This window comes from Microbacterium sp. OVT16B, assembly GCF_019969705.1.
Lineage (GTDB): Bacteria > Actinomycetota > Actinomycetes > Actinomycetales > Microbacteriaceae > Microbacterium > Microbacterium natoriense.
The window spans coordinates 2,158,374-2,183,797 of record NZ_JAHXZA010000001.1 but is presented as its reverse complement, the minus strand read 5'-3'; the positions used below and the strand labels follow the sequence as shown (position 1 = coordinate 2,183,797).

Below are 25,424 nucleotides of genomic sequence, written 5' to 3'. Positions count from 1 at the left end.
ACAACGAAAAGGCCGCTCCCACCCGTGCGGGAACGGCTTCTTCGGATGCTGCTTTCTCAGTCTTCGTCGGCGGTGGCGTCCGATGCGGCCGTTCGGCGCGAGCGGCGCACACGCCGGATCAGCCACACGAGCAGCACGACGATCGCGGCGATCCCGAGCCAGGGGAGGATGAACCCGATCGCGATGACGAGGGCGTTCAGGGAGACCACGAGGCCGTTCCAGCCGGCGAGGAGCCCGTCACCGAACCCTGCGGGGTCCGCCGTCGTCGGAGCGGAGGCGCGGGTGAGCTGCACCTGCAGCGTCGACATCGCGATCTGATCCTCGAGGGATGCGAGCTGCTGCTCGTAGGACTCGAGCTGCGCCTGACGATCTGTCAGAGCGACCTCGGCCTCGATGAGCTCGGACACGGACCCCGACTGCGCCATCAGCTCGGTGAGTCGCTGCACGGAGGTCTTGGTCGCATCGACGCGAGCGCGGAGGTCGATGGCCGTCGACGTGACGTCCTGCTTCGAGATCGACGTCGACAGCACCTCTCCCGACTCCGACAGGGCGTCGATGACCGCGGTGAGGTCGGCCGAGGGGACGCGGATGCTGATCCAGCCGTAGCCGCCGTCATCGGGTGCGGCCGGCTGAGTCGTGTCGTACACGACGCCTCCGCCCTTGCCGATCTGGGTGCTCTCCACGAAGCCGCCGTGCTTCTCCGCGAGCGCGGCGATGCCCTCGGCGGCCTTCGCGATGTCCTTCACCTGCACGGTCGCGTCGGCGGTCGCGATGATCTCGCGACCGGTTCCGGCGTCGGCGCTCTGCAGGGCACCGTCGGGGGCGGTCCCCGGGGCGAGCTCGGTGCTCTTGTCCTGCGAGCCGCCGGAGGTGTCCGACGCCACTCCGTCGGAGTAGATCGCGCCGTCCGCCGTGCTCGATGCCGACCCGTCGACGGCGGAGAGGATCGGCGGTGTCACGAGGACGCCGACGACGAAGGCCGCGGCGACCCCGGCGCCGGTGAGCCATCCGCGACGGCGCGCACGCGAGCGCTCCGCGGGCGTCCTCCTGGGGGCGCGCTCGCTCTCGATCTCGTCGAACACGGCCGACTCGATGCGTGCGATCGCGGCATCCGACAGCTCGGGGAGGTCTGGGGTGGTGGTGTTGTCGGTCATGCCTCGCTCGCTTCCTTGACGGCACCGCGCAGTCGGGTGCGCACTCGCGAGAGACGGTTCCGAACCACGGCGTGACTGACGCCCAGCTCCTTTGCGGCGGCCTGGTAGGCGTACCCCTCGGCGGCGCACAGGCGGAAGATCTCGCGATCGAGCTCGCTCAGGGAGCCCACCTCCTGCGCGATCCGCTCCGCGAGCGCCGAGGTGATCACCTGGTCCTCGACGCTGACCGTCGCCGGCAGGTTCTCGTCCATCGCATCCGCGGTGTGGGCTTGGTCCCGTCGCTTCTGGCGCAGCCGATTCGCGGCCTGGAAGCGGCAGATCGTCGCGAGCCAGGGCAGGATGGACTCTCCCTGCAGCTCGAAGCCGGGGAGCTTCCGCCACGCGGCGACGAAGGTCTCCTGGGCCACGTCCTCGGCATCCGGTGCGGAGCCGAGGATGCCGTGGGCGATCCAGTAGACCGGGCGGATGTAGGCGCGGTAGAGCTCGCGGAAGGCGCTCTCGTCGCCTCCAGCGGCCTGCGCCGCCCACTTCTGATCACTCGTCTGTACGGGCATCGTTCTTCCGTTCGGTGTCTCTCACCCGGAAAGTGTCGGCTGAGCTCCGATCGTCTCAGAAAACTCCGCTAGCATTGCAGAAGCGAGAGGGAGTATCCCGATTCCGCGCGTAACGTCATCACGAGCATCGACTGAGCTGCTCCGGGCGCGCGACGCACACTGTGCGGGGGAGAGACTTTCGGTTCTTTTCCGACCCTCCCCGAAAGGTGCTGCGCACCCGTGAACATCCCCGTCTGGTTCGAGGTAGGCGCCCTCGTCGTCCTCGTGCTCATCCTCATCGGCGATCTGCTGCTCGCCAAATTCCGACCGCACATCCCGTCGACCAAGGAATCCACGCTCTGGGTGGTCTTCTACGTCGCGCTGGCGTTGATCTTCGCCGGTCTGCTCTATCTGTTCGCCGGCGGTCAGTACGCGGGCGAGTTCCTCACCGGGTGGGCGCTGGAGTACAGCCTCTCCATCGACAACCTCTTCGTGTTCGTGCTGATCATGGCGCAGTTCGCGGTTCCACGGCGACTGCAGCAGATGGTGCTGATGGTCGGCATCATCATCGCGCTCGTCCTGCGCGGCATCTTCATCCTTCTCGGCGTCGCGATCATCGAGAACTTCTCGCCGGTGTTCTACATCTTCGGCGCGTTCCTCATCTGGACGGCGATCAGGCAGGCGATGCCCGAGGGCGACCACGACGGAGAGGTGCAGCGCGAGAACTTCATCGTGCGTCTGCTGCGTCGTCGTGTCGACATCAGCGACGAGTACGACGGCAACAAGCTCCGCACCGTCGTCGACGGCAAGCGGGTCTGGACGCCCATGCTCATCGTCTTCGTGGCGATCGGCGTCACCGACCTCATGTTCGCGATCGACTCGATCCCCGCGATCTTCAGCATCACGCACAACAGCTTCCTGGTGTTCACGGCGAACATCTTCGCTCTCATGGGATTGCGCCAGCTCTACTTCCTGCTGGGCGACCTGCTCGACCGCCTGCGCTACCTGCACTACGGCATCGCCGTGATCCTCGGGTTCATCGGCATCAAGCTCGTGCTGCACGCCATGCACGTGAACGAGCTGCCGTTCATCAACGGCGGGCAGCACATCGACTGGGCCCCTGACATCCCCATCTGGCTGTCGCTGACGGTGATCCTGGTCTCGATGGTCGGTGCGACCGTCGCCAGCCTCATCGCCTCGGCGCGCGAGAAGCGTGCGGAGAAGGCGTCGATCAGCGAGTAGTCCTGAGGCGAACCTGCGCGCTCAGAAGGCGCGCAGGTTCGCCTGCAGCCCGCCGTCGACGTACTCCCGGCGGAGGATGCCACGGCGACGCAGCACAGGGACCAGCTCATCGAGTGTGCGGTGCAGCGTGACGGGGTGGAAGTCGCCCCACAGCAGCACGCCGTCGTTGCCCCACTCGCCGAGCTCCTCGATGAGATCGGCGAACTCCTCCGCGGTGCCGACGAATCCCGTGCGGTCGGAGATGCGACCGGCCTTGGCCAGGGCGGTCAAGTGCGCGCGCAGCGGGGCGTCCTCTCCGCGGTCGCCGATCAGGCGCTGGATGCTGCCCCGCGACACATGCGCCCCGAAGATCGAGACGTCCAGAGGCCGGTCGAGGTCGAGGGCCGTGAGGTCGGTCTCGAGATCGCTGGACTGCTTGCGCGCGATCTGCACGAGTGCCGCGTCGTCCGGTCGAGCCGAGGCCGCCACGATGCGGTCGGCCTCTTCGGCGGACGTGGTGATCACGGGCTGGATCGCGAACAGGATCTTGATGTCCTCGGGCGTCCGGCCGGCGGCGATCGCGGCGTCGTGGATCTTCGCACGGTAGGCGCGCACAGAAGCCTCGTGCAGAGGCGCCAGCGCGAGCTGCACATCGGAGTTCGCGCCCGCGAACCCGAGGCCTCGCCCTGAGCCGCCCGGCGACACGATCGCGGGCTCGCCGTGCGGGAAAGGAATCGCGTTGAGCGGTCCGTCGAAGGCGAAGTGCTCGCCACGGTGCTGCACGGCGCGCAGCCGGGAGCCGTCGGCGTACACGTCGCTCGCGCGATCGGCGAGGAGTGCGCCGTCGTCCCAGCTGCGCCAGAGCGAGCGGATGCCGTCGAGCCACTCCTCGGCGCGGTCGTACGCCTCGTCGTGTCCGAGCTGCGGTGCGGCGGAGAAGTGCCGAGCGCTCCCGGTGTCGGTGACGACGTTGAGGCCCAGCCGGTGACCGCTGAGGTGCTGGAGGGTCGCGAACTGCCGCGCCGCCGTGTAGGGGAGGTAGGCGGCCGGATTCACCGTCGGCACGACGCCGAGGTGACGGGTCGCCTGGAAGATGTAGGGCGCGAGGAGCAGCGGATCGTGCTTGGGCCCGCCGAAGGCGTGGCGCACGCGGAGGTCGATCGTCTCGGCGGATCCGAGCGACGGGGCGTCCTCGATGATCACCAGGTCGAATCCGGCCTGCTCGAGGGTGCGAGCGGCCTCCTGATAGACGTCGGGGCGGGTCCAGTCGTAATCCCAGTCGAGCGATGGGTATCCCCATCCCTGCGGCCCGAAGCCGCGGGCGAGGAACCAGCCGAAGTGCTGTTGGCGCGTCATGCGACCTTCTCCCAGACGGTGGCGAGTGCCCGCGAGAGATCGGCGATGAGATCGTCGACGTCCTCGATGCCGATGGACACTCGGAGGGTGCCCGGTCGGATGCCGAGCGCGTCGCGTTCCTCCTGGGTCCGGTACGCGTGGCTCGTGGTCGCGGGATGCAGCACGAGCGAGCGGACGTCGCCGATGTGCGTCATGTGCGTGAACACGCTCACGCTCTCGACGACATCACGCGCCGCCTCCAGACCGCCACGGAGAGTGAACGTGAAGATCGAGCCGTGGCCTCCGCCGAGGTACCGCTGCGCGAGCGCATGGTCGGAGTGGCTCTCCAGCCCCGCGTAGTCCACGCTCTCCACCGCGTCGTGCGCCTCCAGCCAACGGGCGACGTCGAGCGCGTTCCTGGACTGGCGCTCGACGCGCAGCCCCAGCGTCTCGGCTCCCTGCCCGATGAGGAACGCATTGAGCGGCGACGGCGATGCGCCGAAGCGCGGAGCCACGGACTCCCGCGCGTACGCGATGCGGGCGAGGCCGCCGTGTCGCGCGGCGACGCTCGGCAGTCCGCCGCGCCCGGGGAGCACCAGGTGCGGGGCGTTGTGACCCGCGCGATCCGCGTCGAAGCGTCCGTCGTCGACGACCACGCCGCCCAGCACCGAGCCGTGGCCGGCGAGGAACTTCGACGCGGAGTGGACCACGATGGACGCCCCGTGCTCGAGCGGACGCACCAGATACGGCGTGCCGAGGGTGTTGTCGACGATGAGCGGGACCGCATGCTCGTCGCCGATCACGGCGACGCCGGCGATGTCGAGGATGTCGTTGCGCGCGTTCGCGATCGACTCCGCGAACAGCGCGCGTGTGGTGGGGCGGATCGCGGCACGCCAGGCATCGGGGTCGCCGATGTCGTCGATGAAGGTCGTCTCGATGCCGAGACGCGCGAGGTTGTCGACGAGCAGCCCGCGGGTCCCCTCGTAGATGTGTGCGGAGGAGACGATGTGGTCGCCGGCCCCTGCGACCGTGAGCAGGGCGACGGCGACAGCCGCCTGACCGCTGGCCACGAGGACGGCGTCCGCCCCCGACTCGAGAGCCGCGAGCTGACGCTCGACGGCGCGGATCGTCGGGTTGCCGGTGCGCGTGTACCCGAATCCGTCCCCGGTGCCGAAGTGATGGGCCGCGTGGTCGAAGTCGTCGAACTCGAAGCCCGCCGTGAGGTAGATCGGCGTCGCGCGCGATGAAGCCGTCTCCCGATCGCGCCCCGCGTGCAGCGCTCGGGTGAAGAAGCTGGCGGTGTCGACGGTCATGCGGTGCCTCTCGGTGGTGCGGATTCCTCAGCGTGTCACGCCGTGCCGGAGCACGCGGAACCGGTGGTAATCTGACGTCATGCGGATCGTGCTCCTTCTTAGCGGCCGCGACGAGACCTCGTTCTGAGCCCCTCCTCGTCGCGGAGTCCACTGTGGGCCGAACCGCCAGCTTCAGGAGACATTCGATGAACACCCCCGCAGCAGCATCCGCTTCCGCACGCACCCTGGCCGAGAAGGTCTGGGACGATCACCTCGTCGTCAAGGGCGAGAACGGCGAACCGGACCTCATCTACATCGATCTGCACCTCGTGCACGAGGTGACGAGCCCGCAGGCCTTCGACGGTCTCCGCAGCGAGGGTCGCCCCCTGCGGCGGCTCGACCTCACGATCGCCACGGAGGACCACAACACGCCCACGTGGGAGATCGACAAGCCGATCGCCGACCTCACCAGCCGCACCCAGATCGACACCCTCCGCCGCAACGCCGCGGAGTTCGGTGTCCGCCTGCACTCTCTCGGCGACGCTGAGCAGGGCATCGTCCACGTCGTCGGTCCTCAGCTGGGACTGACCATGCCGGGCATCACCGTCGTCTGCGGCGACTCGCACACCTCAACCCACGGCGCGTTCGGCGCGATGGCGTTCGGCATCGGCACGAGCGAGGTCGAGCACGTCATGGCGACGCAGACGCTGCCGCTCAAGCCCTTCAAGACCATGGCGATCAACGTCGAGGGCACTCTCCGACCCGGCGTCACGGCCAAGGACATCATCCTCGCGGTCATCGCGAAGATCGGCACCGGCGGAGGTCAGGGGTACGTCCTCGAGTTCCGCGGAAGCGCCATCCGCGCGCTCTCGATGGAGGGCCGCATGACGATCTGCAACATGTCGATCGAGGCGGGAGCCCGCGCGGGCATGGTCGCTCCCGACGAGACGACCTTCGCGTACGTGAAGGACAAGCCGCACGCTCCGAAGGGTCAGGACTGGGAGGACGCCGTCGCCTACTGGCGCACTCTTCCCACCGATGAGGGTGCGGTCTTCGACGCCGAGGTGTTCATCGACGCCGACGCGCTGGAGCCGTTCGTCACGTGGGGCACCAACCCCGGTCAGGGCAGCTCCCTGTCGGCATCCGTCCCGAACCCAGCCGACATCGCCGACCCGAACGAGCGCGCCGCCGCCGAGCGCGCGCTCGAGTACATGGACCTGACTCCGGGCACCCCGCTCAAGGAGGTGCCGGTGGATGCCGTCTTCATGGGCTCGTGCACCAACAGCCGCATCGAGGATCTGCGGGCCTTCGCGTCCATCATCGAGGGCAAGAAGAAGGCAGACGGGGTCCGCGTGATGGTGGTCCCCGGGTCTGCTCGCGTGCGCCTCGAGGCCGAGGCCGAGGGCCTGGACCGGATCATCACGGACTTCGGTGCGGAGTGGCGTTTCGCCGGCTGTTCGATGTGCCTCGGCATGAACCCCGACCAGCTCGCTCCGGGGGAGCGCTGCGCCTCGACATCCAACCGCAACTTCGAGGGCCGTCAGGGCAAGGGCGGGCGCACTCATCTGGTCTCACCGCTGGTCGCCGCGGCGACCGCCATCCGCGGAACCCTGTCCAGCCCGAGCGATCTGAACGAGACGGCGGAGGTCTGATCATGGAGAAGTTCACCACCCACACCGGCATCGCGGCGCCGCTGAAGCGCTCGAACGTCGACACCGACCAGATCATCCCCGCGGTGTTCCTGAAGCGCGTCACCAAGACCGGCTTCGACGACGCCCTCTTCCACGCCTGGCGTCAGGACCCTGACTTCGTGCTGAACCAGGCGCCGTTCCAGGGCGCATCCGTGCTCGTCGCCGGGCCCGACTTCGGCACCGGGTCCAGCCGTGAGCACGCCGTCTGGGCGCTGCGCGACTTCGGCTTCTCGGTCGTGCTCAGCCCGCGATTCGCCGACATCTTCCGGGGGAACTCGGGCAAGCAGGGCCTGCTCGCCGCCACGATCTCCGAAGAGGATCTGGAGCGCATCTGGGCCGAGATCGACCGGAATCCCGGGGCGCAGATCACCGTGAACCTCGAGGAGCGCACCGCGTCGATCGGCGGGATCCAGGCCGACATCGGGATCGACGATTACACTAGATGGCGGCTCCTCGAAGGGCTCGATGACATCGGGCTCACGCTGCGCAACGAAGACAAGATCGCGCAGTTCGAGGCCCGACGCGAGTCGTGGCGGCCTCGAACCCTCCCCGTTCAGTGACACGGAAGGGGCGGGCGAGCCAGGGGCAAACCCGCCCCCGAAACAGTGGATTGAAGTGAGGCTCCGAATGACGACACCCGTGCGCGATGCTCTTCCGGACGGAGTTCCCGCTCTCACCGGAGACGTCCTCGCCATTCGCGGAGGGCGCCCGCTGCGCGGCCGCGTCGACGTCAAGGGGGCGAAGAACCTCGCCACCAAGGCGATGGTCGCGACCCTCCTCGGCGAGACAGCGAGCACACTCCGGGATGTGCCCGATCTGAGCGACGTCGCCGTGGTGCGCTCGCTGCTCGAGGTGCACGGCGTCCAGGTCACGCCGGGCGACGAGCCGGGCTCCCTGGTCTTCGACCCGGTCGGTGTCGAGTCCGCGCACATGGAGGAGATCGACGCCCACGCCGGTGCGTCGCGCATTCCGATCCTGTTCTGCGGTCCGCTTCTGCACCGCCTCGGGCAGGCGTTCATCCCCGATCTCGGCGGATGCCGCATCGGCGACCGTCCGATCGACTTCCACCTGGACGCGCTGCGCAAGTTCGGCGCCATCGTCGAGAAGCTGCCCAGCGGCATCCGCCTGTCCACCGGCGGCGCCCGACTGCACGGGGCCAACATCCACCTCCCGTACCCGAGCGTCGGGGCGACCGAGCAGGTCCTGCTCACCGCCGTCCGCGCCGAGGGCACCACGGAGCTGCGTAACGCGGCCATCGAGCCGGAGATCATGGATCTCATCGCCGTCCTGCAGAAGATGGGCGCGATCATCTCCTACGAGCCCAACCGCGTCATCGTGATCGAGGGCGTGGAGAAGCTGCGCGGCTACGACCACCGTTCGATCTTCGATCGCAACGAGGCCGCATCCTGGGCTTCCGCCGCCCTCGCCACCGACGGGGAGATCTTCGTCGGAGGCGCCAAGCAGCAGGAGATGCTCACCTTCCTCAACGTGTTCCGCAAGGCGGGCGGCTGGTTCGACATCCAGGAGGACGGCATCCTCTTCCGCCGCGACGGCGAGCTCATGCCCGTCGTCGTGGAGACCGACGTGCACCCCGGCTTCATGACCGACTGGCAGCAGCCGCTGGTCGTGGCGCTCACGCAGGCCCACGGCCGCTCTGTCGTGCACGAGACGGTCTACGAGAACCGCATGGGCTTCACGGACGCGCTCGTCAAGATGGGCGCCGACATCGTCGTGCATCCGCGTGGCCTCCAGGACGGTCCGCGTCGGGTGCCCCGTCGCGACCTCGAGCAGGCTGCCGTGATCACCGGACCCACGCCGCTGCACGGCGCTGACATCGTGGTGCCCGACCTCCGCGGCGGCTACAGCCACGTGATCGCCGCGTTGACGGCGACCGGCGAGTCGAAGGTGTCCGGCGTCGACATCCTCAGCCGCGGCTACGAGAAGTTCCTGGCGAAGCTCGACGCCCTCGGGGCCGACTTCGACGTCATCCGGTGACCGCAATGGGTACCAGGTCGGAGACGCGGCGACCGAGCCTGTTCTGGCCGCTCGCGGTGATCGTGGTCCCGCTGATCTCGCTGCTCGCGAAGATCCGGGTCACGGGCAAGGAGAAGCTGCCCGCTCAGGGCGCCTTCGTGCTCGCGCCCAACCACTATTCGGAGTTCGATCCGCTGATCGTCGCCGTCGCCGTGTGGCGGCTGGGACGTGCTCCGCGGTTCATGGCGAAGGACAGCCTGTTCAAGATCCCGGTCCTGGGGTGGCTGCTCCGCCGCACCGGGATGATCCCGGTCGCACGCTCCTCGTCGGCGACGGCCGCGAAGCAGACCATGAAGCAGTCCGAGGAGCTCGTCGAGCACGGGCGGGGCGTCATCGTCTATCCGGAGGGCACGCTGACCCGCGACCCCGACCTGTGGCCGATGCGGGGGAAGTCCGGCGCGGTGCGTCTGGCACTCGCCGACGACATCCCGCTCATCCCGATGGCGCAGTGGGGCACGCAGGCGATCATGGGCCGCTACCAGAAGGGTCTGAGCCTGTGGCCTCTGCGCAAGCCGGTGAATATCGTCATCGGCGACCCCGTGGACCTCTCGGACCTCCGCGGGCGTGCGGGGGAGCAGTCCGCGCTCACCGAGGCCACCAACCGTCTGATGAACGCCATCACTGCGCTGCTGGAAGACCTCCGCGACGAGAAGGCTCCCGCGGAGCGCTGGAACCCGGCGTCGCACGGTCAGAAGGAGACGGGTCGCCTTGACTCCTAAGAGAACCCCGCAGGCGGGGCCGAAGGTCGCCGTCGTCGGCGCCGGAAGCTGGGGAACGACCTTCGGCAAGATCCTCGCCGACGGCGGAGCGCAGGTGACCATGTGGGCGCGTCGCGCCGAGCTGGCCCACGAGATCGACGAGGCGAAGCGGAACTCCCGCTACCTTCCGGGCATCAATCTGCCCCGCACGATGGCGGCGACGCATGAGCTCGCGATCGCGATGCGCGACGTCGAGCAGGTGTACCTGTCGGTGCCCAGCCAGTCGCTCCGCGAGAACCTCAAGGCGCTGCGCCCCCTTCTCGCCGACAGCGACGTGAAGATCGTCAGCCTGATGAAGGGCGTGGAGCGCTCGACGGGTCTGCGCATGAGCCAGGTCATCGAGCAGGAGCTCCGCTGCGACCCGGAGCGGATCGCGGTGGCCTCGGGCCCCAACCTCGCGCTCGAGATCGCGCGTGAGCAGCCCACCGCGGCCGTGATCTCCTCGCGGAGCCTGGAGACGGCGGAGACGATCGCCAGGGCAGCGCGCAACAGCTACTTCCGCACCTTCGTGAACACGGATGTCATCGGCACCGAGTTCGGCGGCGTGCTGAAGAACCTCATCGCCGTCGCGATCGGCATCGTCGACGGCGTCGGGTACGGCGAGAACACCAAAGCGTCGATCATCACCCGCGGACTCGTGGAGATGACCGACTTCGCGGTCGCCAACGGCGCGCACCCGGAGACTCTGCAGGGACTCGCCGGCCTGGGCGATCTGATCGCCACGTGCCAGTCTCCGCTGAGCCGCAACAACACGGCCGGGCGCCTGCTCGGCCAGGGGTACAGCTTCCAGGACGTCGTGAAGCAGATGCAGCAGACCGCCGAGGGACTCGCGTCCGTCGCTCCGGTGCTGCAGCTGGCACGCGAGTCGGAGGTCGACATGCCCATCGTCGAACAGGTGAAGATGGTGCTGGACGGGAAGATGGATCCCCGTGACATCGCACCGCACCTGACGACGGACGACGACACCCCGCAGGGGGAGAGGACCAATCTTGGACAAGCAGACGGTGGTGGTGCTCTTCGGAGGGCGCTCCAGCGAGCATTCGATCAGTTCCGCAACGGCGGGCGGGGTTCTGGGCGCGATTGACCGCGACCGCTACGCCGTGATCCCCGTGGGGATCACCCGCGAGGGGGCGTTCGTGCTCGAAGAGGACGACCCGGCGAAGTTCCCGCTGGATGCCGCGCACCTTCCCGAGGTCGTGGACAACGGCACCCGGGTGCTGTGGCCGGAGCCCGGCGGAGACCGCACCCTGCGCGTCGTGCAGCCCGACGGCTCGATCGACGGGCTCGGCGAGATCGACGTCGTCCTGCCCATCCTCCACGGACCGCACGGCGAGGACGGCACCATCCAGGGTTACTTCGACACGCTCGAGGTCCCGTATGCAGGCGGCGGCGTGCTCGATTCCGCGCTGTGCATGGACAAGCACTTCATGAAGATCGCGCTGCAGGCCGCAGGCATCGCCGTGGCGCCCTGGGTGACGGTGCGCGCCCGCGAATGGACCACGGATGCCGCAGGCGTGCGCACCTCGGCCGAGGCGCTGGGGCTGCCGCTCTTCGTCAAGCCCGCCCGTGCCGGGTCCAGCGTCGGCGTGTCCAAGGTCGACGACCTCGCCGAGCTGGATGCGGCGCTGGCCGTCGCGTTCGCCGAGGACGACAAAGTGCTCATCGAGACCGGAGTGTCCGGCCGCGAGATCGAGGTCGCCGTTCTCGAGGGCGCGGAGGGCGTCCGGGCGTCGCTGCCGGGGGAGATCGTCCTGACCTCGCGCGGCTTCTACGACTTCGAGGGCAAGTACCTCGGCGGAGACGGCGTCGACGTGGTGTGCCCGGCGGAGCTCACGGATGCCGAGGTCTCGGCGATCCAGGAGGCCGGTGTCCGCGCGTTCGAAGCCGTCGACGGTCGTGGTCTGGCCCGCGTGGACATGTTCCTGACGCCGGCGGGCGAGCTGGTCGTCAACGAGCTGAACACGATGCCCGGCTTCACGCCGATCTCGATGTTCCCGAAGTGCTGGGTCGCCTCGGGACTGAGCTACGGCGATCTGATCTCCGAGCTGATCGAGGCCGGCCTGCGCCGCTGAGCGCTTACCGCTACGGGCGTGCGGCGACTTCCGCGCGTCCGTAGCAGAACCACGCGAGAGCCCCCAGAACGGGCAACAGCAGGACGATCAGGAGCCAGACCAGGAAGGTCGACCCTGTCGCCTTGCGATCGCGCACCATCGAGACGAACGCGCACAGCGTGAACAGCATCGCCGCGACGGCCAGCACGCTCATGGCGACGTCGAAGGCGGTGGGGATCAGGGGATTCATCAGCCCTCCCGAGCCGTGCACTTCGCCGTCGCCGGCTGGAGACCGGCCTGGATGCTCGTGGAGAGCTTGTCCACGATCGTGCGGAAGTCCACCTCGGTGCCTCGGCGGATGCTCAGTTCGATCGCGGGGTCGCGGCCGAACGTGACGAGTCGCTGGCGGTCCTCCTCCTGGTCGAGCACGAGCCAGTCGACGCCGCTGAAGGTCTGGCAGACCAGCGCCGAGGGAGCAGGCACGGCGACGCCGCAGCGGAGCACCACCGTCGGGTCGTCTCCCCAGGCTCCGGTGGCCTGAGCATCCGTCCACACCCTGTCGAGCTCTCCGAGCGCCGATGGCAGGAGAACCGACACGTCGGCGCAGGCGGGATTGTTCGCGTCCTTGGCCGCTTCGAGGTGGATCGTCGTCGAGCATCCGGAGAGTGCGGCGAGCAGAGCCACTGCACCCGCGGCGACGGCGAGACGGCGAGAGAGGCGCATGCTTCCAGGCTACCTTTGACTTCATGCCCTCCCGACCCGATGCCGACGATCCGCACCTCGGAGAGCTCTCCGAGGGAGAGATCCTGCGGGCCATCCTCGCCAGGACCGCTCCCGCCTCGCACACGATCATCGGGCCCGGCGACGACGCCGCCGTGATCGCTGCGCCGTCGGGAACCGTCGTCGCGACGACGGACACGCTCGTGCACGGCCCGGACTTCCGTCTCGCCTGGTCGAGCGGCTACGACCTCGGCTGGAAGTCGGCCGCTGTCAACCTCGCCGACGTCGCGGCCATGGGGGCGCGCCCGACCGCGCTGCTGGTGGCTCTCGCCGTGCCCCGCGACCTCCGGCTGTCCTTCGTGGAGAGTCTGGCCGACGGCTTCCGAGACGCTTGCGCAGCCCTCGCTCCAGGGTGCTCGGTCGTCGGCGGCGACCTGACCGTGTCCGACGTGCTCACGGTCGCGGTGACGGCACTCGGAGACCTCGAGGGGCGAGTTGCCGTGACGCGGGCGGGGGCTCGGCCCGGTGACGTCGTGGCGGTTGCGGGAGAGCTGGGAGCAGCGGCCCGCGGACTCGCCGTGCTGTTTGGCCGCTTCCGAGACGGCGAGACCCCTGTCCCGGTCGACCCCACGCAGCTCGCCGAGGGGGAGCGTGCGGCGCTCGACGCGCAGCTGCGCCCGTCTCCGCCGATCGGACTCGGTCCGTTCGCCGCCGTCGCCGGGGCGACGGCGATGATGGACATCTCCGACGGCCTCGCGCTGGACGCGCGGCGCCTGGCGGCGGCATCCGGTGTGACGATCGCCCTGGACGGCGCCCGCCTCGGGGCGGACCCGACGAGGGCGCTGGCGGGCGGCGAGGACCACGCCCTGCTCGCGACCTTCCCCGCCGATTCCGTTCCGGCCGGTTTCCGCGCGATCGGCGTGGTGCGCACGGCAGGCGCCGAGTCGCTCCTCTGCGATGAGGTGCCCGTCGACATCAGCGGCTGGGATCCCTATCGGGACTGGGACTCCGCGGCGGGCTGATCGTCGGCGGGCTCGGCCCACCAGAGCGTCGTGTCGCCGTAGTTCTTCTCCCGGAACAGGGAGAGTCCGGCGCCGTCGAAGTCGGGTGCGGCCGACCGCTTCGCGCGTTCGACGATGACCAGCGCGTCGGGGGAGAGGAGCGGGGCGAGCGCGAGGAGGTCTGCGTTCATCGCCGCGTCCTCGATGTCGTAGGGCGGGTCGGAGAAGACCAGGTCGTAGGGCCCTGCGGCGCGCAGGAGGAACGGATGCACCGCGCTCTCGTGCACGCGGGCCATCGCGACACCGCCGGCCTTCGCCGTGGTCGCGGCGTTGCGTCGCACGATCGCGGCGGCCGGGCGGCCCCGCTCGACCAGGTCGACGCTCAGGGCACCTCGGCTGAGCGCCTCGAGGCCCAGCGCACCGGAGCCGGCGTACAGATCGAGGACACGCGCACCCGCGATCGCCTCCGCGGATTCGAGCGCACCGAAGAGCGACTCCCGCACCCGGTCGCTGGTCGGGCGGGTGCCCGAGCTCGGCACGTCGAGGCGCGCTCCTCTGGCCTTGCCGGCGATGATCCTCGTCACCTGTTCACGATACGACAGAGGTGACGGAGGGATGGCGCAGGGCCGGTCACCGGTTTCGGTGTCCGTCGGCGTCGATAGAGTCGTTGTCATGCCGCTCACTCTCGACTCGTCGCTGGACGAGGCGCTCGGGCCGACGCCCGCGAAGACGCTGAACCGCGCCTTCGGAATGCAGAGCGTCGGCGACCTGCTGTCGCACTACCCACGTCGCTACGCCGACCCAGGCGAGCTCACGCCCATCCGCGAGCTGCCGCTCGGGGAGACCGTCACGATCGTCGCCGAGGTCCTCTCGTCCAGCGCGCGGGCCATGCGCAACCGCAAGGGCGCCATGGTCGATGTGGTGATCGGCGACGGCATCGGCAAGATGTCCCTGACCTTCTTCGCGAAGAACCTCGGTGCGGCGAAGTGGCGTTCCGAGGAGCTCGCGGTCGGGAGACGCGGGGTCTTCTCCGGCAAGGTGGGGGAGTTCAACGGCGTCACGCAGTTCGCCCATCCGGAGTACGAGCTGTTCGACGACGAGGATGCGGCGCGTCGACGCGCCGACGCGCGAGCCGCCGTCCTCATCCCGATCTATCCCGCGACCGCGAGCCTGCAGACCTGGCAGATCGCGAAGTTCGTGGTCAGAGTCCTCGACGATCTCGGCGATGTCCCGGAGCCGCTGCCCGACGCCGTCCGCCGTCGAGAGGAGCTGCTCACCGCGAGAGAGGCCCTCGACCAGATCCATCGCCCGAAGACCCGGAACGACATCGATCCTGCGGTGCGGACGCTGCGCATGCACGAGGCGCTGACCCTTCAGACGGCACTGCTGCAGCAGCGCGATGCGGTGCGCGCGCTCGCGGCGACGACGCGCCCCGCGCGGCCCGGTGGGCTTCTCGAACGATTCGACGCGGCGCTCCCGTACACCCTCACCCCGGACCAGCAGACGGTCGGCGACCAGGTCGCGGAAGACCTCGTCGGCGCGTGGCCCATGAACCGCCTCGTGCAGGGCGAGGTCGGCTCGGGCAAGACGCTGGTCGCGCTCAGGGCGATGCTGCAGGTGGCGGAGTCCGGAGGCCAGGCCGCGCTGATCGCTCCGACGGAGGTTCTCGCAGGCCAGCATCTGCGGTCGATCGCGAAGATGCTCGGCCCCGAACTCGCGCCGCTCGTGATGCCGACGCTCCTCACCGGCCAGATGCCGGCCGCCGACCGGCGCAAGGCTGCGCTGCGCGTGGCATCGGGTCAGGCGCTCATCGTCGTGGGAACCCATGCGCTGCTCGGTGAGAAGACGACCTTCGCCGATCTCGGCCTCGTCGTCGTCGACGAGCAGCATCGCTTCGGAGTCGAGCAGCGCGAGGCGCTGCGAGCGAAGGGATCGAGTCCGCACGCCCTCGTGCTGACGGCAACGCCGATCCCGCGGACCGTCGCCATGACGGTCTTCGGCGATCTCGACACATCCGTCATCCGGACGATGCCGGCCGGACGAGCGGGCATCCAATCGTTCGTGGCGCCCCTCGCAGAGCATCCGGGGTGGTTCAACCGCGTGTGGGAGCGCGCGTCCGAGGAGATCGCCCAGGGGCGGCAGGTGTTCGCCGTGTGCGCGGCCATCGACACCACCAAGAAGACCGCCGAGGCCGGAGCGCTTCCCGCGCCCGAGGGCGCGAACGGGCCCCGTTGGGGCGTCGTGCAGCTCGACGAGGCCCTCGCCACGCATCCGACGCTGGGCGGCCTGCGACGTGCGGTGCTGCACGGGAAGATGCCCTCCGATGAGAAGGACGCTGTGATGCAGTCCTTCGCGAGGGGTGAGATCGACCTGCTCCTCGCGACCACGGTCATCGAGGTCGGCGTCGACGTGCCCAACGCCTCGACGATGATCGTGCTGGACGCCGATCGGTTCGGCGTCTCGCAGCTGCACCAGCTCCGGGGTCGCGTCGGACGTGGTGGTGTCCCCGGGTTGTGCCTGCTGGTGACGGAGGCGGAATCCGGTTCGGTCGCGCGCGAGAGGGTGGATGCCGTCGCCGCCACCCTCGACGGCTTCGCACTGGCGGAGGTCGACCTCGAGCTCAGGGGAGAGGGCGATGTGCTCGGAGCGGCTCAGGCCGGCGTCCGCTCCTCGCTGAAGCTGCTGCGCGTGGTGAAGGACTCCGGCCTCATCGTGCGCGCGCGGGAACTCGCGGAGGCGATCCTCGAATCCGATCCCTCCCTCGATGCGCACCCCGGCCTGAGAGCGGCGATCGAGCGACGTGTGACCGACGAAGACCGTGCGGCGCTGGCGAAGAACTGACGTGCCTTAGGCTGGTGGCATGAGCAGCCGGATCGCCGTCGTCCCGGGTTCCTTCGATCCGCCGACCCTGGGTCACCTCGATGTGATCCGTCGTGCGGCGAAGCTGTACGACGAGCTGCACGTGCTCGTCGTGCACAATCCCGGCAAAGAGGCCATGCTGCCCATCGCCCAGCGTCTCGCGCTGCTGGAGCAGTCCATCGCCGAAGACGGCATGGGCGGCAACATCGTCATCGGCTCGTGGAGCATGGGCCTGCTCGTCGACTACGCGCGCGACGTGAACGCGGGGGTGCTCGTCAAGGGCATCCGATCGCAGATCGACGTCGCCTACGAATCACCCATGGCGATCGTGAACAGGCACCTGGCCGACATCGAGACGGTGTTCCTGCTGCCCGACCCCTCGCACGCGATGGTGTCCAGCTCCCTGGTCCGTCAGGTGGCGGGCCTCGGGGGAGATGTCACGCCGTTCGTGCCTCCGGCCGTCGCGGCCTTCCTCGACACCGGCGCACGCGGGATCTGAGTCGGCGATCACCCAGGTGAGAGCCGGTAACATGGCGGGGTGCGTCCCCGTCTGAATGGCCCCTTCATCCTCCCTGTCCGCGACATCGTCCGCCACCCGGGAGAGATGCGCGAGCACGCCTTCACCGTCCGTCTCGACGAGCAGTGGGGCGAGGGGATCGTCACCTATGCCGAGGGCTCTGAACTCGACCTCGATGTGCGTCTCGAGTCCGTCCACGAGGGCATTCTGGTGTCCGGAACGGCCGAAGGTGAGTACTCCGGAGTGTGCGGCCGATGCCTGATCGACATCGCACAGCCTGTCGAAGTCGAGTTCCAGGAGCTTTTCGCGTATCCTGGTCAGGAAGAAACTGACTTCGAGGTTCAAGACGACCACGTGGATCTTGAAACTCTGGTCAGGGATGCGGCCGTGTTGTCGCTTCCTTTTCAGCCGGTGTGTCAGCCGGATTGCCTGGGTCTCGACCCGAGAACGGGCGAGAGGCTGACCGTGAGCACCGGAACGGAGCAGGCCGCTCCCATCGATCCTCGATGGAGTGCGCTCCAGCAGATCACAGACCAAGACGGAACGGCAGAGAGCCGCGCCGCCGAGAAAGAAGAGAGCTAGTCATGGCTGGTAACCCCCCGAAGCGCAAGGTTTCCCGTTCGAACACCCGCTCGCGCCGCGCGCAGTGGAAGGCGGAGGCTCCTGCCCTCGTCAAGACGATCGAGAACGGCAAGGTCGTCTACAGCCGCCCCCACCAGGCGAAGGTCGTCACCGACTCGCAGGGCACCGAGCTCTTCCTCGAGTACAAGGGCCGCAAGGTCGCCGACGTCTGAGACGCTCATCACGTCGCTGACAGAGGCGCCCGACGGGGCACGGCCTCTTCCGGATAAGCTCCGCGTCGATATCGACGCGGAGCTTCTGGAGTTGGCCCTGACCCACCGTTCGTACGCGTACGAGCACGGCGGGATCCCTCACAACGAGCGCCTGGAGTTCCTCGGCGACTCGGTCCTCGGGCAGGCGGTGACCGTCATGCTCTTCACCACGAATCCCGACCTCGATGAGGGCGAGCTGGCGAAGCGCAGGGCGAGTGTCGTCTCGACCGTTGCACTGGCAGAGGTCGCCCGGGGCATCCGCCTCGGCGATCATCTCTTGCTGGGCCGCGGCGAGGAGCAGACCGGTGGACGCGACAAGGACTCGATCCTCGCCGACACGATGGAAGCCGTCATCGGCGCCACCTATCTGTCGGCTGGTCCCGATGCCGCCACGGAGCTGGTGCTCCGGCTGACCAAGCCTCTCCTCGCCGACCCCGAACGGTACGGCGCGGCGATGGACCCGAAGACGAGCCTGCAGGAGCTCGCCGCGCGCGTCGGTGCGACGCCGCCGCAGTACTCGATCGAGGCCAGCGGGCCTGATCACGACCGTCGGTTCACCGCGACCGTCGTCGTCGGGGACGTCAGCATGACGGGCAACGGCACCAGCAAGAAGACCGCGGAGATGGCGGCGGCGCTCAACGCCTGGCGCGTGCTCGACGAGCGTGCCTGAGCTGCCAGAGGTCGAGGTGGTGCGAGCGGGTCTCGCTCCCGCCGCCATCGGCTCGCAGATCACCGCGGTCAGCGTCTTCGACGAGCGCGCACTGACCCGGCATCCCGCCGGAGCAGCGGACTTCGTCGGACGTCTCGAAGGACGTACCTTCACCGGAGCTGAGCGGCGTGGCAAGTTCCTCTGGCTCCCGCTCGACGCCGGCAGCGATGCTCTCATCGCGCACCTGGGCATGAGCGGACAGATGCTGCTCCGGGCGCCGGAGGCTCCGGCTGAGCGCCATGAGCGCATCCGCATCCATCTGGAGCATCCGACGCACGGCGAGCTGGCCGTCGTCTTCTCCGATCAGCGCACGTTCGGCTCGCTCGCGGTCGATCCGCTCGTCATCGACGGACGGACGTCGATCCCGTCCCAGGTCGTCCACATCGCTCGCGATCCGATCGATCCCGAGTTCGATGACGGTGCGTTCCGCGCGGCGCTCCGCGCCCGCGGCAGCGCCATCAAACGCGTGCTGCTCGATCAGGGCGTGATCAGCGGCGTCGGCAACATCTACGCGGACGAGTCGCTGTGGGCGTCGCGCATCCACCCCGAGACACCGGCGAACGCGCTGTCGACGCAGGCCGTTCGGCGACTCCTCGCCGAGGTGCGCTCGGTGCTCGCGAAGGCGCTGGCAGAGGGCGGCACCAGCTTCGATGCGCAGTACGTGAACGTCAACGGACAGGCCGGTTATTTTTCGCACTCGCTCAACGCCTACGGGCAGCAGGGCGCACCGTGCCATCGATGCGGAACACCCATCGTGCGCGAGAGCTTCATGAACCGAGGATCGCACTTCTGCCCGAGGTGTCAGCGGCGACGCTGAACGGCGGGCCTGCTGCGCAGTGAGCGGTTCGGCGTCCGGTGTAGCTTGATGGCATGCCTGCCTCTCTCGACCGAGTCCTCTTCGATCACGATGACGCGCCGGCGCCCGACGTGTTCCTGATCGCTCATGACGACTATCACGCACGGTACGTCGGCAGGACCGCGGACGGTCAGCAGTTCTTCATCACCACGCCCTTCACGAGTGCCGTGACGTCCGGAGCGAGCGCCGAGTTCGTCGCGCGGTACCTGTTCGACGGCGAGGGCGATCTCATGGACGCGCAGATCGTGGCACTCGGACCTCGGCCGGAGGACTCGGCGCTCCCGGGCAATCCGGCGGACTTCACGGAGCAGTCCGATGCCCTTGCCGCCCTGCTGGCGCAGCTCGGTCCCGTGACCTTCGACGACATCACGATCGCCCCGTTCAGCATCGTGGCGCACGGACACGTGTTCGGGATGGTCTTGAACGGCCCCGATGCCGACGATCCGGACGAGGAATGGTACTGGAACGTCACGGTCGAGCCGGGGGACTACATGGCGTTCTACGCCCCTTGGGATTCGGGCGAGTACGACACGTGAGACTCGATCGGCGCCATCGGTCGCGGCTCAGGCCGGGCGACGATGGCGGAGTCAGCCGAGCGAGGCCAGGAACGTCGCAGAGGGCGCGAAGAACGTCGTCCCCGTGCGCGCGGTCGAGAAGTCGAGGATGCGGTCGTGCAGGCCCGGCGGGTCGCCGATGAACATGCGCTCGATCATCTTCTCCGTGACCCAGAGATGGCGTGAGTAGCCGATGAAGTAGGTGCCGAACTCGCCGGCGCCGGGCCGCCCGAACGGCATGTTGTCGCGGAGGATGTCGTGCTCGCCCGTCTCATCGACGATCGTGGCGAGCGACTTGTGCGCCTGCTGGGTGCCCGACGCCGCATCGTCGAGTTCGACGTTGTCGGCCTTGCGCCGCCCGATGATCGCCTCCTGCTGCTCTGTGGACAGACTCTGCCACGCACCGAGGTTGTGCAGGTACTTCTGCACCACGACGTAGCTGCCGCCGGCGAACGCCGAGTCCTCCGCCCCGACCAGGGTGGCCTCAGGCAGATCGGGACCGACGGGATTGGCCGTCCCGTCGACGAAGCCGAGCAGATCGCGCGCGTCGAAGTAGCGGAACCCCCAGGTCTCGTCGTCGACGTGCGCGGCGTCGCCGAGCTGCTCCAGGATCAGCCGCTCGAGTTCGAAGCAGAGATCCTGCCTCTCGGAACGGATGTGGAACAGCAGATCCCCCGGAGTGGAGACCGCCGTGTGCACCTGCCCCTGGACTTCGGGGAACGCGTGCAGTTCCGACGGCAGCGGGTGCGAGGTGAGCCGTTCCCACACCCGCGCGCCGATCCCGACGGTGCAGGAGAATCGCGCGCCGAGGTCTCGGAAGCCGACGGTCTTCACGAGGTCCTCGATGCCGGAGACGACCTCCCGCGCGGCATCCGTCCCGGTGTCCGCGAGGGTGACCACCAGGAAGATCGCCGTCCTCGTCAGCGGCGCATCGACCTGCTGCGGGGCAATGGGCACACGGCGTTCCGACACTCTCGTCTCCTCACGGTCAGCGAGCAGACTAGCAGGCGGCTCAGGCCGCCTGGAACGAGCGGGCGAGGAGCGGTCGCGTCGCCAGTGCACCCGCCCAGACCACCCCGATGCCGACAGCGACGACGAGCGCGATGGTGAGCAGGGACTCCGGGGCGATGATCATGGCGATCCCCAGAAGCGGGAACACGAGGAGGCCGGCGCAGAGCGCGGAGCCGATGGACGTGATGAGCAGCGGCGACATGATCGCGCGCCGACGGGCTCGGTCGACCGTCTCCATGGGCACACCGAGATAGTGCAGGCTGCGGTGCAGCTCGCGCTCGTCGAGGATCGACGAGGCCTGGTTCACTCCGACGGATGCCGCGACCATGAGGAACGAGGCGACGAGCGTGATGATCAGTCCGGTGCGCATGTCGCGCGCGATCGCGATGTCTCCGCTCTCGGCGCCCGCGGCGCTCATCACGTTCATGAGCGAGACTCCGGTTCCGGCGAACACGGCCATGAAGCTCGCCATCGCGATGCCGCTCACCTGGCGCCATGCGGACTTGGGGGAGTCGAGCACGATCCGTGCGGCGAGCAGTCTCTCGGGCACCTCGGCTCGGCGCAGCTGACGGGACGCCGACACCTTGAGCACCCACGGTCCCACGAGGTTGAGGACCGCGAGAGCGGCGCCGAAGAGAGCGGCGAGCACGACGATGGTCGTCACGAGACCGGCGATCTGCGGAACGAGCTTGATGAGGAGGAAGGCGATCGCGATCACGGAGGCGCCGAGCACGAAGCGGATCCAGTGCACACCGGATGCCGTGGCCCGCATCCGCACTCCCAGCGGCGAGATCACGACTCGACGCAGACCGATCGCAGCGCTGGCGGCCGCGACGAGCAGCACCCCGGCGATGACGGCGAGGACGTGCAGGGGCGGGAGCAGGACCGCGCCGAGCCCGAGCGCCTGACCCCGGAACGGGATCAGGGCGATGAGCGGACTGATGGCGAGATGACCGAGCACCCCGACGAGCGCACCGGTACCGGCCAGGAGCACGGACTCGAACACCGTGGCGACCCCGACGCCGAGCGGGGTGACGCCCAGCAGACGCAGAGTCGACAGGCGCTCGTCGCGGCGTCGAGCCGACAGCCGCGCGGCGGCGCCGCCCAGACTCATGAGGGGGACGATGAGAAGCGCGAGGGCGATCGCCGCGAGCGCCTGGTAGAGGGGCGCGAACTCGTCGGTCCAGGTCCAGAACGACTGAGCGCCGCCGACGACGGTGAGCACGAGCGTCGTCACCACGCCGAACGCGACGACGGGGAGCATCAACACTCCCGCCTGCCCGGGGGACGGGCGCAGCAGCAGCGCGAGGACGCGCGGGTTCATGCCGTCACCGCCGAGGAGACGATCAGGCCGTCGCGGACCGCGATCGTCCGCGAGCAGCGGGAGGCGACCTCCGCATCGTGGGTGACGACGACGAGCGTGCGGCCCTGTCCGGTGGTCGACCACAGCAGCGCGTCCATGACCTCGTGCGAGGTGCGCGAATCGAGGGCGCCCGTCGGTTCGTCGGCGAACACGAGTTCGGCGCCGGTCGCTTGGGCGCGCGCGATGGCGACGCGCTGCGCCTGACCTCCGGACAGCTCGCCGATGCGCCGGTCTGCCATGCCTGCGAGTCCGAGGGCGGACAGCCAGGATGCCGCATGCTGCACGGCATCCGCTCGCTTGGTCCCGTTGATCATGGAGGCGAGTGCGACGTTCTCGACGGCGGTGAGCTCGGGGATGAGGAGACCCTGCTGGAAGACGAAGCCGAGACGCTCCCTCCGCAGCCGCGAGCGCGCGGACTCGCCGAGTCCGGTGAGAAGGATGGCGTCGCCGACCGCGGGTCGGAAGGTCACCGAGCCGCTGTCGGGGGTGACGATCCCCGCGAGCACGTGCAGGAGGGTCGTCTTGCCCGACCCCGACGCGCCCATGATCGCGACGGACTCGCCGCGGTTGATCGCCAGGTCCATCCCGGCGAGGGCACGGGTCGTGCCGTAGGTCTTGGTGAGGGCGTGAGCTTCGAGGACGGAGGAGTTCATGCTTCCCAGCCTCTCGTCACGCCCTCACCGCCGTCATCGGCCAGAGGAGTGATCCGGCTACATCGGACGGATGATGTCTCAGATCCTCTTCTGCCACGCGCCGGCGTACGAGACCGCGACGAAACCGATGGCCTCATTGATGTCGAGCATCGGCCGGTTCTCCTCGGCGTTGAAGGTCGAGACCACCGTCGCCGCGGGGACGAGGTCGCGCCACCGCAGCAGGTTGGCGCACTTCACGATCGTCCCGAGCCTGTGACCGCGGTGCTCCTTCGCGACGAGGGTGCCGAACTGATGGGTGACCCCTGCGCGCTCTTTCGCGATGACCAGCTCGTTGTAGGCCACGAGCGCGCCGGTCGGCGCATGCTGCACCGCGGCGACGGAGACCAGCTGACCCCCGTCGAGCAGCCGCGACTCTCGGCGGACCACGCGCTCGGCGTCCCAGTGCTCGGCCACGAACTCCATGTCACCGCTCGGAGCATCCGTCGACAGCCGGGCGAGGATGGAGGCGTACCCCTCTCGCAGTTCGGCAGGGGTGGGCAGGTTCCAGGAGATGACGCGGTAGTCGGCCCCCGCGAAGGCCTCGGCATCCGCCAGCGCCTGCCGGATGCCGGTGTCGTCAGCATGCAGATCGAGCTCGCTGTTGCGCTCCACCTGCTCGAGGCCGTATCCCGCGCCGGCGAAGAGATCGGCCAGGGGAGTGGCCGGGATGCGGCCCCACCCCGTGCCGGGCGTCAGCATGCGCTCCGCGTCGATCGGACGGTGCAGGGTCCACGTCTGCAGGATGCTGCGTCCGCGCGACCGGGACTCCTCCTCGGCGCGTGCGAGGAGCGCCTCCTCGACGCCGCGGCCCCAGTGCTCCTCCGCGACGAGCAGGTCGATCTCGGCCGTCTGCGCACCGTCCTCCTGCGCGAACGCGACCGAAACCATGCCGAGGATCTCTCCGTCGACACGAGCCACGAAACCCACCTCCTGGGTGTCCGTGTCGTCCAGCCATGAGGGCAGCAGCTCCTCGGCGGAGGGGGAGAGATCGGGCAGTCCGACGGCCTCATCGCAGATGCGGCGGTTCAGGGCGGCGAACGCGAGGAAGTCGCCGGCGTCGTCATCGCTCAGGGTTCGTGGCACCACGAGCGGAGAGATCGTGATGGTCGGGGTGGTCATGAGAGGTCCTTCCTCCAGGCGCCTTCGTAGGCGATCGGGGTGAAGCCGAGGGCTTCGTTTATGGAGAGCATCGGCCGGTTCTCCTCGGCGTTCCAGGTGATCACGCGGGGACTGTCGGGTCGGAGAGCCCTCCAGTCGAGCAGCCCGGCCGTCTTGACGAGCATCCCGAGTCGATGCCCGCGGTGCGCAGAACGCACCAGGGTGTCGGCCTGGTGGGTCGTGAGACCCAGCTCCCCGCCGATCGACAGCTCGTTGAAGGCGCAGAGCTCACCCGTCTCCGCGTGCCGGGCGGCGGTGACGAGCACCGTCTCCCCGCGCTGGAGGTAGCGGTCGTCGTGACGAGCGACACGCTCCGCGTCCCACTCCTCTTCCGGCATGTCGAGGTCGGCGTCAGGGGCGTCCGTCGACATGGCCTGCTTCAGGCGGGCGTACCCGTCGACGAACTCTGCGGGAGTGGGCAGCTGCCAGCTCACGATGCGGTATCCCTGCGCGTGCGCAGCGGCCTCCGCGTGCAGAGTGCGGAGCCGGTCGGCGTCGCCACTCAGCTCGAAGGCGCTGACGCGTTCGACCTGCTCCAGCGCGAATCCGTGGCGGAGCAGGAAACGAGCGCCGTGGTCCTTCGGGATGCTCCCGAAGCCGGTGGGTGAGTCCAGCCGGGACTCGTCGGCGTCGGTGTGCTCGATCCAGACCAGCAGCCGCGCGACTCCTGCGATCGCGGCCTGCTGCTCGATGAAGCGCAGCGCCGCAGTACCGATGCCTCTGCTCCATACAGACCGGAGCAGGTTGATCGTGAAGTAGGCCGCGCGGCCGCCGTCGTCCGCGATGATGTTCAGGACGCCGAGGCCGATGGCCTCCTCGCCGATGCGGATCAGCCACTGCCGGCGCTCCAGGTCGGCGTCCGACCGGAGGAGCGCCAGCAGTGCAGCCGGCGCGAGATGATCGTCGTCTCGGCCCGTGGTCTCGGTCAGCGAGGCGTTCCGCACTCGCGCGTACTCGATGAGGTCGGCCGCGTCCGCTGCATCCGCCCGTGCGGGGAGCACGAGCGGATGCAGCGTGGCGGTGTCGGTGAGCGGGATGCTCATGTGTGTTCTCCTGTCGGCGCAGCTCTCACTGCGCGTTGG

Annotated in this window: 27 protein-coding genes; 15 read left to right on the top strand and 12 right to left on the bottom strand. The window is 68.9% G+C overall.

Annotated features, from left to right (window positions below):
- Nucleotides 1-56 precede the first annotated feature (56 nt).
- Nucleotides 57-1,154 (bottom strand): DUF4349 domain-containing protein, encoded by a 1,098-nt coding sequence (locus LC438_RS10405; RefSeq protein WP_223586505.1) that lies wholly within the window; start codon nt 1,152-1,154, stop codon nt 57-59.
- Entirely contained in the window at nt 1,151-1,708 is a 558-nt protein-coding gene (locus LC438_RS10400; protein ID WP_223586504.1) for an RNA polymerase sigma factor, read from the bottom strand. The genes LC438_RS10405 and LC438_RS10400 overlap by 4 nt, the downstream gene beginning before the upstream one ends.
- A 219-nt stretch (nt 1,709-1,927) precedes the next feature.
- On the opposite strand from LC438_RS10400, the gene LC438_RS10395 reads away from it, so the two are divergent.
- Nucleotides 1,928-2,929, top strand: coding sequence for a TerC family protein (locus LC438_RS10395; protein WP_105673316.1), 1,002 nt, complete (start codon nt 1,928-1,930; stop codon nt 2,927-2,929).
- Nucleotides 2,930-2,950: 21 nt separating this feature from the next.
- On the opposite strand, the gene LC438_RS10390 is transcribed toward LC438_RS10395, so the two are convergent.
- Nucleotides 2,951-4,264 (bottom strand): LLM class flavin-dependent oxidoreductase, encoded by a 1,314-nt coding sequence (locus LC438_RS10390; protein ID WP_223586503.1) that lies wholly within the window; start codon nt 4,262-4,264, stop codon nt 2,951-2,953.
- Nucleotides 4,261-5,556, bottom strand: coding sequence for an O-acetylhomoserine aminocarboxypropyltransferase/cysteine synthase family protein (locus LC438_RS10385; RefSeq protein WP_223586502.1), 1,296 nt, complete (start codon nt 5,554-5,556; stop codon nt 4,261-4,263). Before LC438_RS10385 ends, LC438_RS10390 begins: the two co-directional genes overlap by 4 nt.
- A 185-nt stretch (nt 5,557-5,741) precedes the next feature.
- Here LC438_RS10385 and leuC point away from each other — a divergent pair, with 185 nt between their 5' ends.
- The 6 genes from leuC to LC438_RS10355 all read left to right on the top strand — a co-directional run bounded on the left by leuC (nt 5,742) and on the right by LC438_RS10355 (nt 12,090).
- On the top strand, nt 5,742-7,187 hold the full coding sequence (leuC, locus tag LC438_RS10380; RefSeq protein WP_105673319.1) for a 3-isopropylmalate dehydratase large subunit: 1,446 nt from the start codon (nt 5,742-5,744) through the stop codon (nt 7,185-7,187).
- Between the two features lie 2 nt (nt 7,188-7,189).
- Nucleotides 7,190-7,786, top strand: coding sequence for a 3-isopropylmalate dehydratase small subunit (gene leuD, locus LC438_RS10375; protein WP_223586501.1), 597 nt, complete (start codon nt 7,190-7,192; stop codon nt 7,784-7,786).
- A gap of 67 nt (nt 7,787-7,853) precedes the next feature.
- Nucleotides 7,854-9,221: a UDP-N-acetylglucosamine 1-carboxyvinyltransferase gene (gene murA, locus LC438_RS10370; protein WP_223586500.1), complete on the top strand. Its 1,368-nt coding sequence runs from the start codon at nt 7,854-7,856 to the stop codon at nt 9,219-9,221.
- A 5-nt stretch (nt 9,222-9,226) separates the two neighbouring features.
- A complete protein-coding gene (locus LC438_RS10365; RefSeq protein WP_223586499.1) occupies nt 9,227-9,979 on the top strand; it encodes a 1-acyl-sn-glycerol-3-phosphate acyltransferase in 753 nt (250 codons plus the stop codon).
- Nucleotides 9,969-11,102 carry an NAD(P)H-dependent glycerol-3-phosphate dehydrogenase gene (locus LC438_RS10360; RefSeq protein WP_105673323.1) on the top strand — a complete coding sequence of 378 codons (1,134 nt, stop codon included), beginning with the start codon at nt 9,969-9,971 and terminating at the stop codon, nt 11,100-11,102. The genes LC438_RS10365 and LC438_RS10360 overlap by 11 nt, the downstream gene beginning before the upstream one ends.
- On the top strand, nt 11,008-12,090 hold the full coding sequence (locus LC438_RS10355; protein ID WP_223586498.1) for a D-alanine--D-alanine ligase family protein: 1,083 nt from the start codon (nt 11,008-11,010) through the stop codon (nt 12,088-12,090). The genes LC438_RS10360 and LC438_RS10355 overlap by 95 nt, the downstream gene beginning before the upstream one ends.
- 10 nt (nt 12,091-12,100) lie before the next feature.
- Here LC438_RS10355 and LC438_RS10350 read toward each other — a convergent pair whose 3' ends face one another.
- Nucleotides 12,101-12,319: a PLDc N-terminal domain-containing protein gene (locus LC438_RS10350; RefSeq protein WP_105673325.1), complete on the bottom strand. Its 219-nt coding sequence runs from the start codon at nt 12,317-12,319 to the stop codon at nt 12,101-12,103.
- Nucleotides 12,319-12,792, bottom strand: coding sequence for a DUF3515 family protein (locus LC438_RS10345; protein ID WP_105673326.1), 474 nt, complete (start codon nt 12,790-12,792; stop codon nt 12,319-12,321). The genes LC438_RS10350 and LC438_RS10345 overlap by 1 nt, the downstream gene beginning before the upstream one ends.
- A 23-nt stretch (nt 12,793-12,815) precedes the next feature.
- On the opposite strand from LC438_RS10345, the gene thiL reads away from it, so the two are divergent.
- Nucleotides 12,816-13,811: a thiamine-phosphate kinase gene (gene thiL / locus LC438_RS10340; RefSeq protein ID WP_223586497.1), complete on the top strand. Its 996-nt coding sequence runs from the start codon at nt 12,816-12,818 to the stop codon at nt 13,809-13,811.
- Here thiL and rsmD read toward each other — a convergent pair.
- Nucleotides 13,781-14,374 carry a 16S rRNA (guanine(966)-N(2))-methyltransferase RsmD gene (rsmD, locus tag LC438_RS10335; protein WP_181155841.1) on the bottom strand — a complete coding sequence of 198 codons (594 nt, stop codon included), beginning with the start codon at nt 14,372-14,374 and terminating at the stop codon, nt 13,781-13,783. The genes thiL and rsmD overlap by 31 nt on opposite strands.
- An 88-nt stretch (nt 14,375-14,462) precedes the next feature.
- Here rsmD and LC438_RS10330 point away from each other — a divergent pair, with 88 nt between their 5' ends.
- The 7 genes from LC438_RS10330 to LC438_RS10300 all read left to right on the top strand — a co-directional run bounded on the left by LC438_RS10330 (nt 14,463) and on the right by LC438_RS10300 (nt 20,100).
- Entirely contained in the window at nt 14,463-16,631 is a 2,169-nt protein-coding gene (locus tag LC438_RS10330) for an ATP-dependent DNA helicase RecG (RefSeq protein WP_223586496.1), read from the top strand.
- Nucleotides 16,632-16,650: 19 nt separating this feature from the next.
- Nucleotides 16,651-17,148, top strand: a complete 498-nt coding sequence (coaD, locus tag LC438_RS10325; RefSeq protein ID WP_105673330.1) for a pantetheine-phosphate adenylyltransferase — start codon at nt 16,651-16,653, stop codon at nt 17,146-17,148.
- A 105-nt stretch (nt 17,149-17,253) separates the two neighbouring features.
- A complete protein-coding gene (locus LC438_RS10320; protein ID WP_374197887.1) occupies nt 17,254-17,748 on the top strand; it encodes a DUF177 domain-containing protein in 495 nt (164 codons plus the stop codon).
- Nucleotides 17,749-17,750: 2 nt separating this feature from the next.
- Entirely contained in the window at nt 17,751-17,960 is a 210-nt protein-coding gene (gene rpmF / locus LC438_RS10315) for a 50S ribosomal protein L32 (protein WP_013586329.1), read from the top strand.
- A 16-nt stretch (nt 17,961-17,976) separates the two neighbouring features.
- A complete protein-coding gene (gene rnc, locus LC438_RS10310; protein WP_105673331.1) occupies nt 17,977-18,669 on the top strand; it encodes a ribonuclease III in 693 nt (230 codons plus the stop codon).
- Nucleotides 18,662-19,525: a bifunctional DNA-formamidopyrimidine glycosylase/DNA-(apurinic or apyrimidinic site) lyase gene (mutM, locus tag LC438_RS10305; RefSeq protein ID WP_223586495.1), complete on the top strand. Its 864-nt coding sequence runs from the start codon at nt 18,662-18,664 to the stop codon at nt 19,523-19,525. Before rnc ends, mutM begins: the two co-directional genes overlap by 8 nt.
- 53 nt (nt 19,526-19,578) lie before the next feature.
- Entirely contained in the window at nt 19,579-20,100 is a 522-nt protein-coding gene (locus tag LC438_RS10300) for a hypothetical protein (protein ID WP_105673333.1), read from the top strand.
- 51 nt (nt 20,101-20,151) lie between these two features.
- On the opposite strand, the gene LC438_RS10295 is transcribed toward LC438_RS10300, so the two are convergent.
- From LC438_RS10295 to LC438_RS10275, 5 genes are all read right to left on the bottom strand, one after another.
- Complete coding sequence (locus LC438_RS10295; protein ID WP_223586494.1) at nt 20,152-21,090, bottom strand: Dyp-type peroxidase; 939 nt, start codon at nt 21,088-21,090, stop codon at nt 20,152-20,154.
- Between the two features lie 40 nt (nt 21,091-21,130).
- Nucleotides 21,131-22,453, bottom strand: coding sequence for a permease (locus tag LC438_RS10290; protein ID WP_223586493.1), 1,323 nt, complete (start codon nt 22,451-22,453; stop codon nt 21,131-21,133).
- Entirely contained in the window at nt 22,450-23,145 is a 696-nt protein-coding gene (locus LC438_RS10285) for an ABC transporter ATP-binding protein (RefSeq protein WP_223586492.1), read from the bottom strand. Before LC438_RS10285 ends, LC438_RS10290 begins: the two co-directional genes overlap by 4 nt.
- A gap of 78 nt (nt 23,146-23,223) precedes the next feature.
- Nucleotides 23,224-24,303, bottom strand: coding sequence for a GNAT family N-acetyltransferase (locus tag LC438_RS10280; RefSeq protein WP_223586491.1), 1,080 nt, complete (start codon nt 24,301-24,303; stop codon nt 23,224-23,226).
- Nucleotides 24,300-25,385: a GNAT family N-acetyltransferase gene (locus tag LC438_RS10275; protein WP_223586490.1), complete on the bottom strand. Its 1,086-nt coding sequence runs from the start codon at nt 25,383-25,385 to the stop codon at nt 24,300-24,302. Before LC438_RS10275 ends, LC438_RS10280 begins: the two co-directional genes overlap by 4 nt.
- Between the last annotated feature and the right edge of the window lie 39 nt (nt 25,386-25,424).

What these genes read in the sequence shown, in the direction of transcription:
- LC438_RS10405 (WP_223586505.1), bottom strand. Translation starts at nt 1,154, where the DNA reads ATGACCGACAACACCACCACCCCAGACCTCCCCGAGCTGTCGGATGCC.
- LC438_RS10400 (WP_223586504.1), bottom strand. Translation starts at nt 1,708, where the DNA reads ATGCCCGTACAGACGAGTGATCAGAAGTGGGCGGCGCAGGCCGCTGGA.
- LC438_RS10390 (WP_223586503.1), bottom strand. Translation starts at nt 4,264, where the DNA reads ATGACGCGCCAACAGCACTTCGGCTGGTTCCTCGCCCGCGGCTTCGGG.
- LC438_RS10385 (WP_223586502.1), bottom strand. Translation starts at nt 5,556, where the DNA reads ATGACCGTCGACACCGCCAGCTTCTTCACCCGAGCGCTGCACGCGGGG.
- leuC (WP_105673319.1), top strand. Translation starts at nt 5,742, where the DNA reads ATGAACACCCCCGCAGCAGCATCCGCTTCCGCACGCACCCTGGCCGAG.
- leuD (WP_223586501.1), top strand. Translation starts at nt 7,190, where the DNA reads ATGGAGAAGTTCACCACCCACACCGGCATCGCGGCGCCGCTGAAGCGC.
- murA (WP_223586500.1), top strand. Translation starts at nt 7,854, where the DNA reads ATGACGACACCCGTGCGCGATGCTCTTCCGGACGGAGTTCCCGCTCTC.
- LC438_RS10365 (WP_223586499.1), top strand. Translation starts at nt 9,227, where the DNA reads ATGGGTACCAGGTCGGAGACGCGGCGACCGAGCCTGTTCTGGCCGCTC.
- LC438_RS10350 (WP_105673325.1), bottom strand. Translation starts at nt 12,319, where the DNA reads ATGAATCCCCTGATCCCCACCGCCTTCGACGTCGCCATGAGCGTGCTG.
- LC438_RS10345 (WP_105673326.1), bottom strand. Translation starts at nt 12,792, where the DNA reads ATGCGCCTCTCTCGCCGTCTCGCCGTCGCCGCGGGTGCAGTGGCTCTG.
- thiL (WP_223586497.1), top strand. Translation starts at nt 12,816, where the DNA reads ATGCCCTCCCGACCCGATGCCGACGATCCGCACCTCGGAGAGCTCTCC.
- LC438_RS10330 (WP_223586496.1), top strand. Translation starts at nt 14,463, where the DNA reads ATGCCGCTCACTCTCGACTCGTCGCTGGACGAGGCGCTCGGGCCGACG.
- coaD (WP_105673330.1), top strand. Translation starts at nt 16,651, where the DNA reads ATGAGCAGCCGGATCGCCGTCGTCCCGGGTTCCTTCGATCCGCCGACC.
- LC438_RS10320 (WP_374197887.1), top strand. Translation starts at nt 17,254, where the DNA reads ATGCGCGAGCACGCCTTCACCGTCCGTCTCGACGAGCAGTGGGGCGAG.
- rpmF (WP_013586329.1), top strand. Translation starts at nt 17,751, where the DNA reads ATGGCTGGTAACCCCCCGAAGCGCAAGGTTTCCCGTTCGAACACCCGC.
- LC438_RS10300 (WP_105673333.1), top strand. Translation starts at nt 19,579, where the DNA reads ATGCCTGCCTCTCTCGACCGAGTCCTCTTCGATCACGATGACGCGCCG.
- LC438_RS10290 (WP_223586493.1), bottom strand. Translation starts at nt 22,453, where the DNA reads ATGAACCCGCGCGTCCTCGCGCTGCTGCTGCGCCCGTCCCCCGGGCAG.
- LC438_RS10285 (WP_223586492.1), bottom strand. Translation starts at nt 23,145, where the DNA reads ATGAACTCCTCCGTCCTCGAAGCTCACGCCCTCACCAAGACCTACGGC.
- LC438_RS10280 (WP_223586491.1), bottom strand. Translation starts at nt 24,303, where the DNA reads ATGACCACCCCGACCATCACGATCTCTCCGCTCGTGGTGCCACGAACC.
- LC438_RS10275 (WP_223586490.1), bottom strand. Translation starts at nt 25,385, where the DNA reads ATGAGCATCCCGCTCACCGACACCGCCACGCTGCATCCGCTCGTGCTC.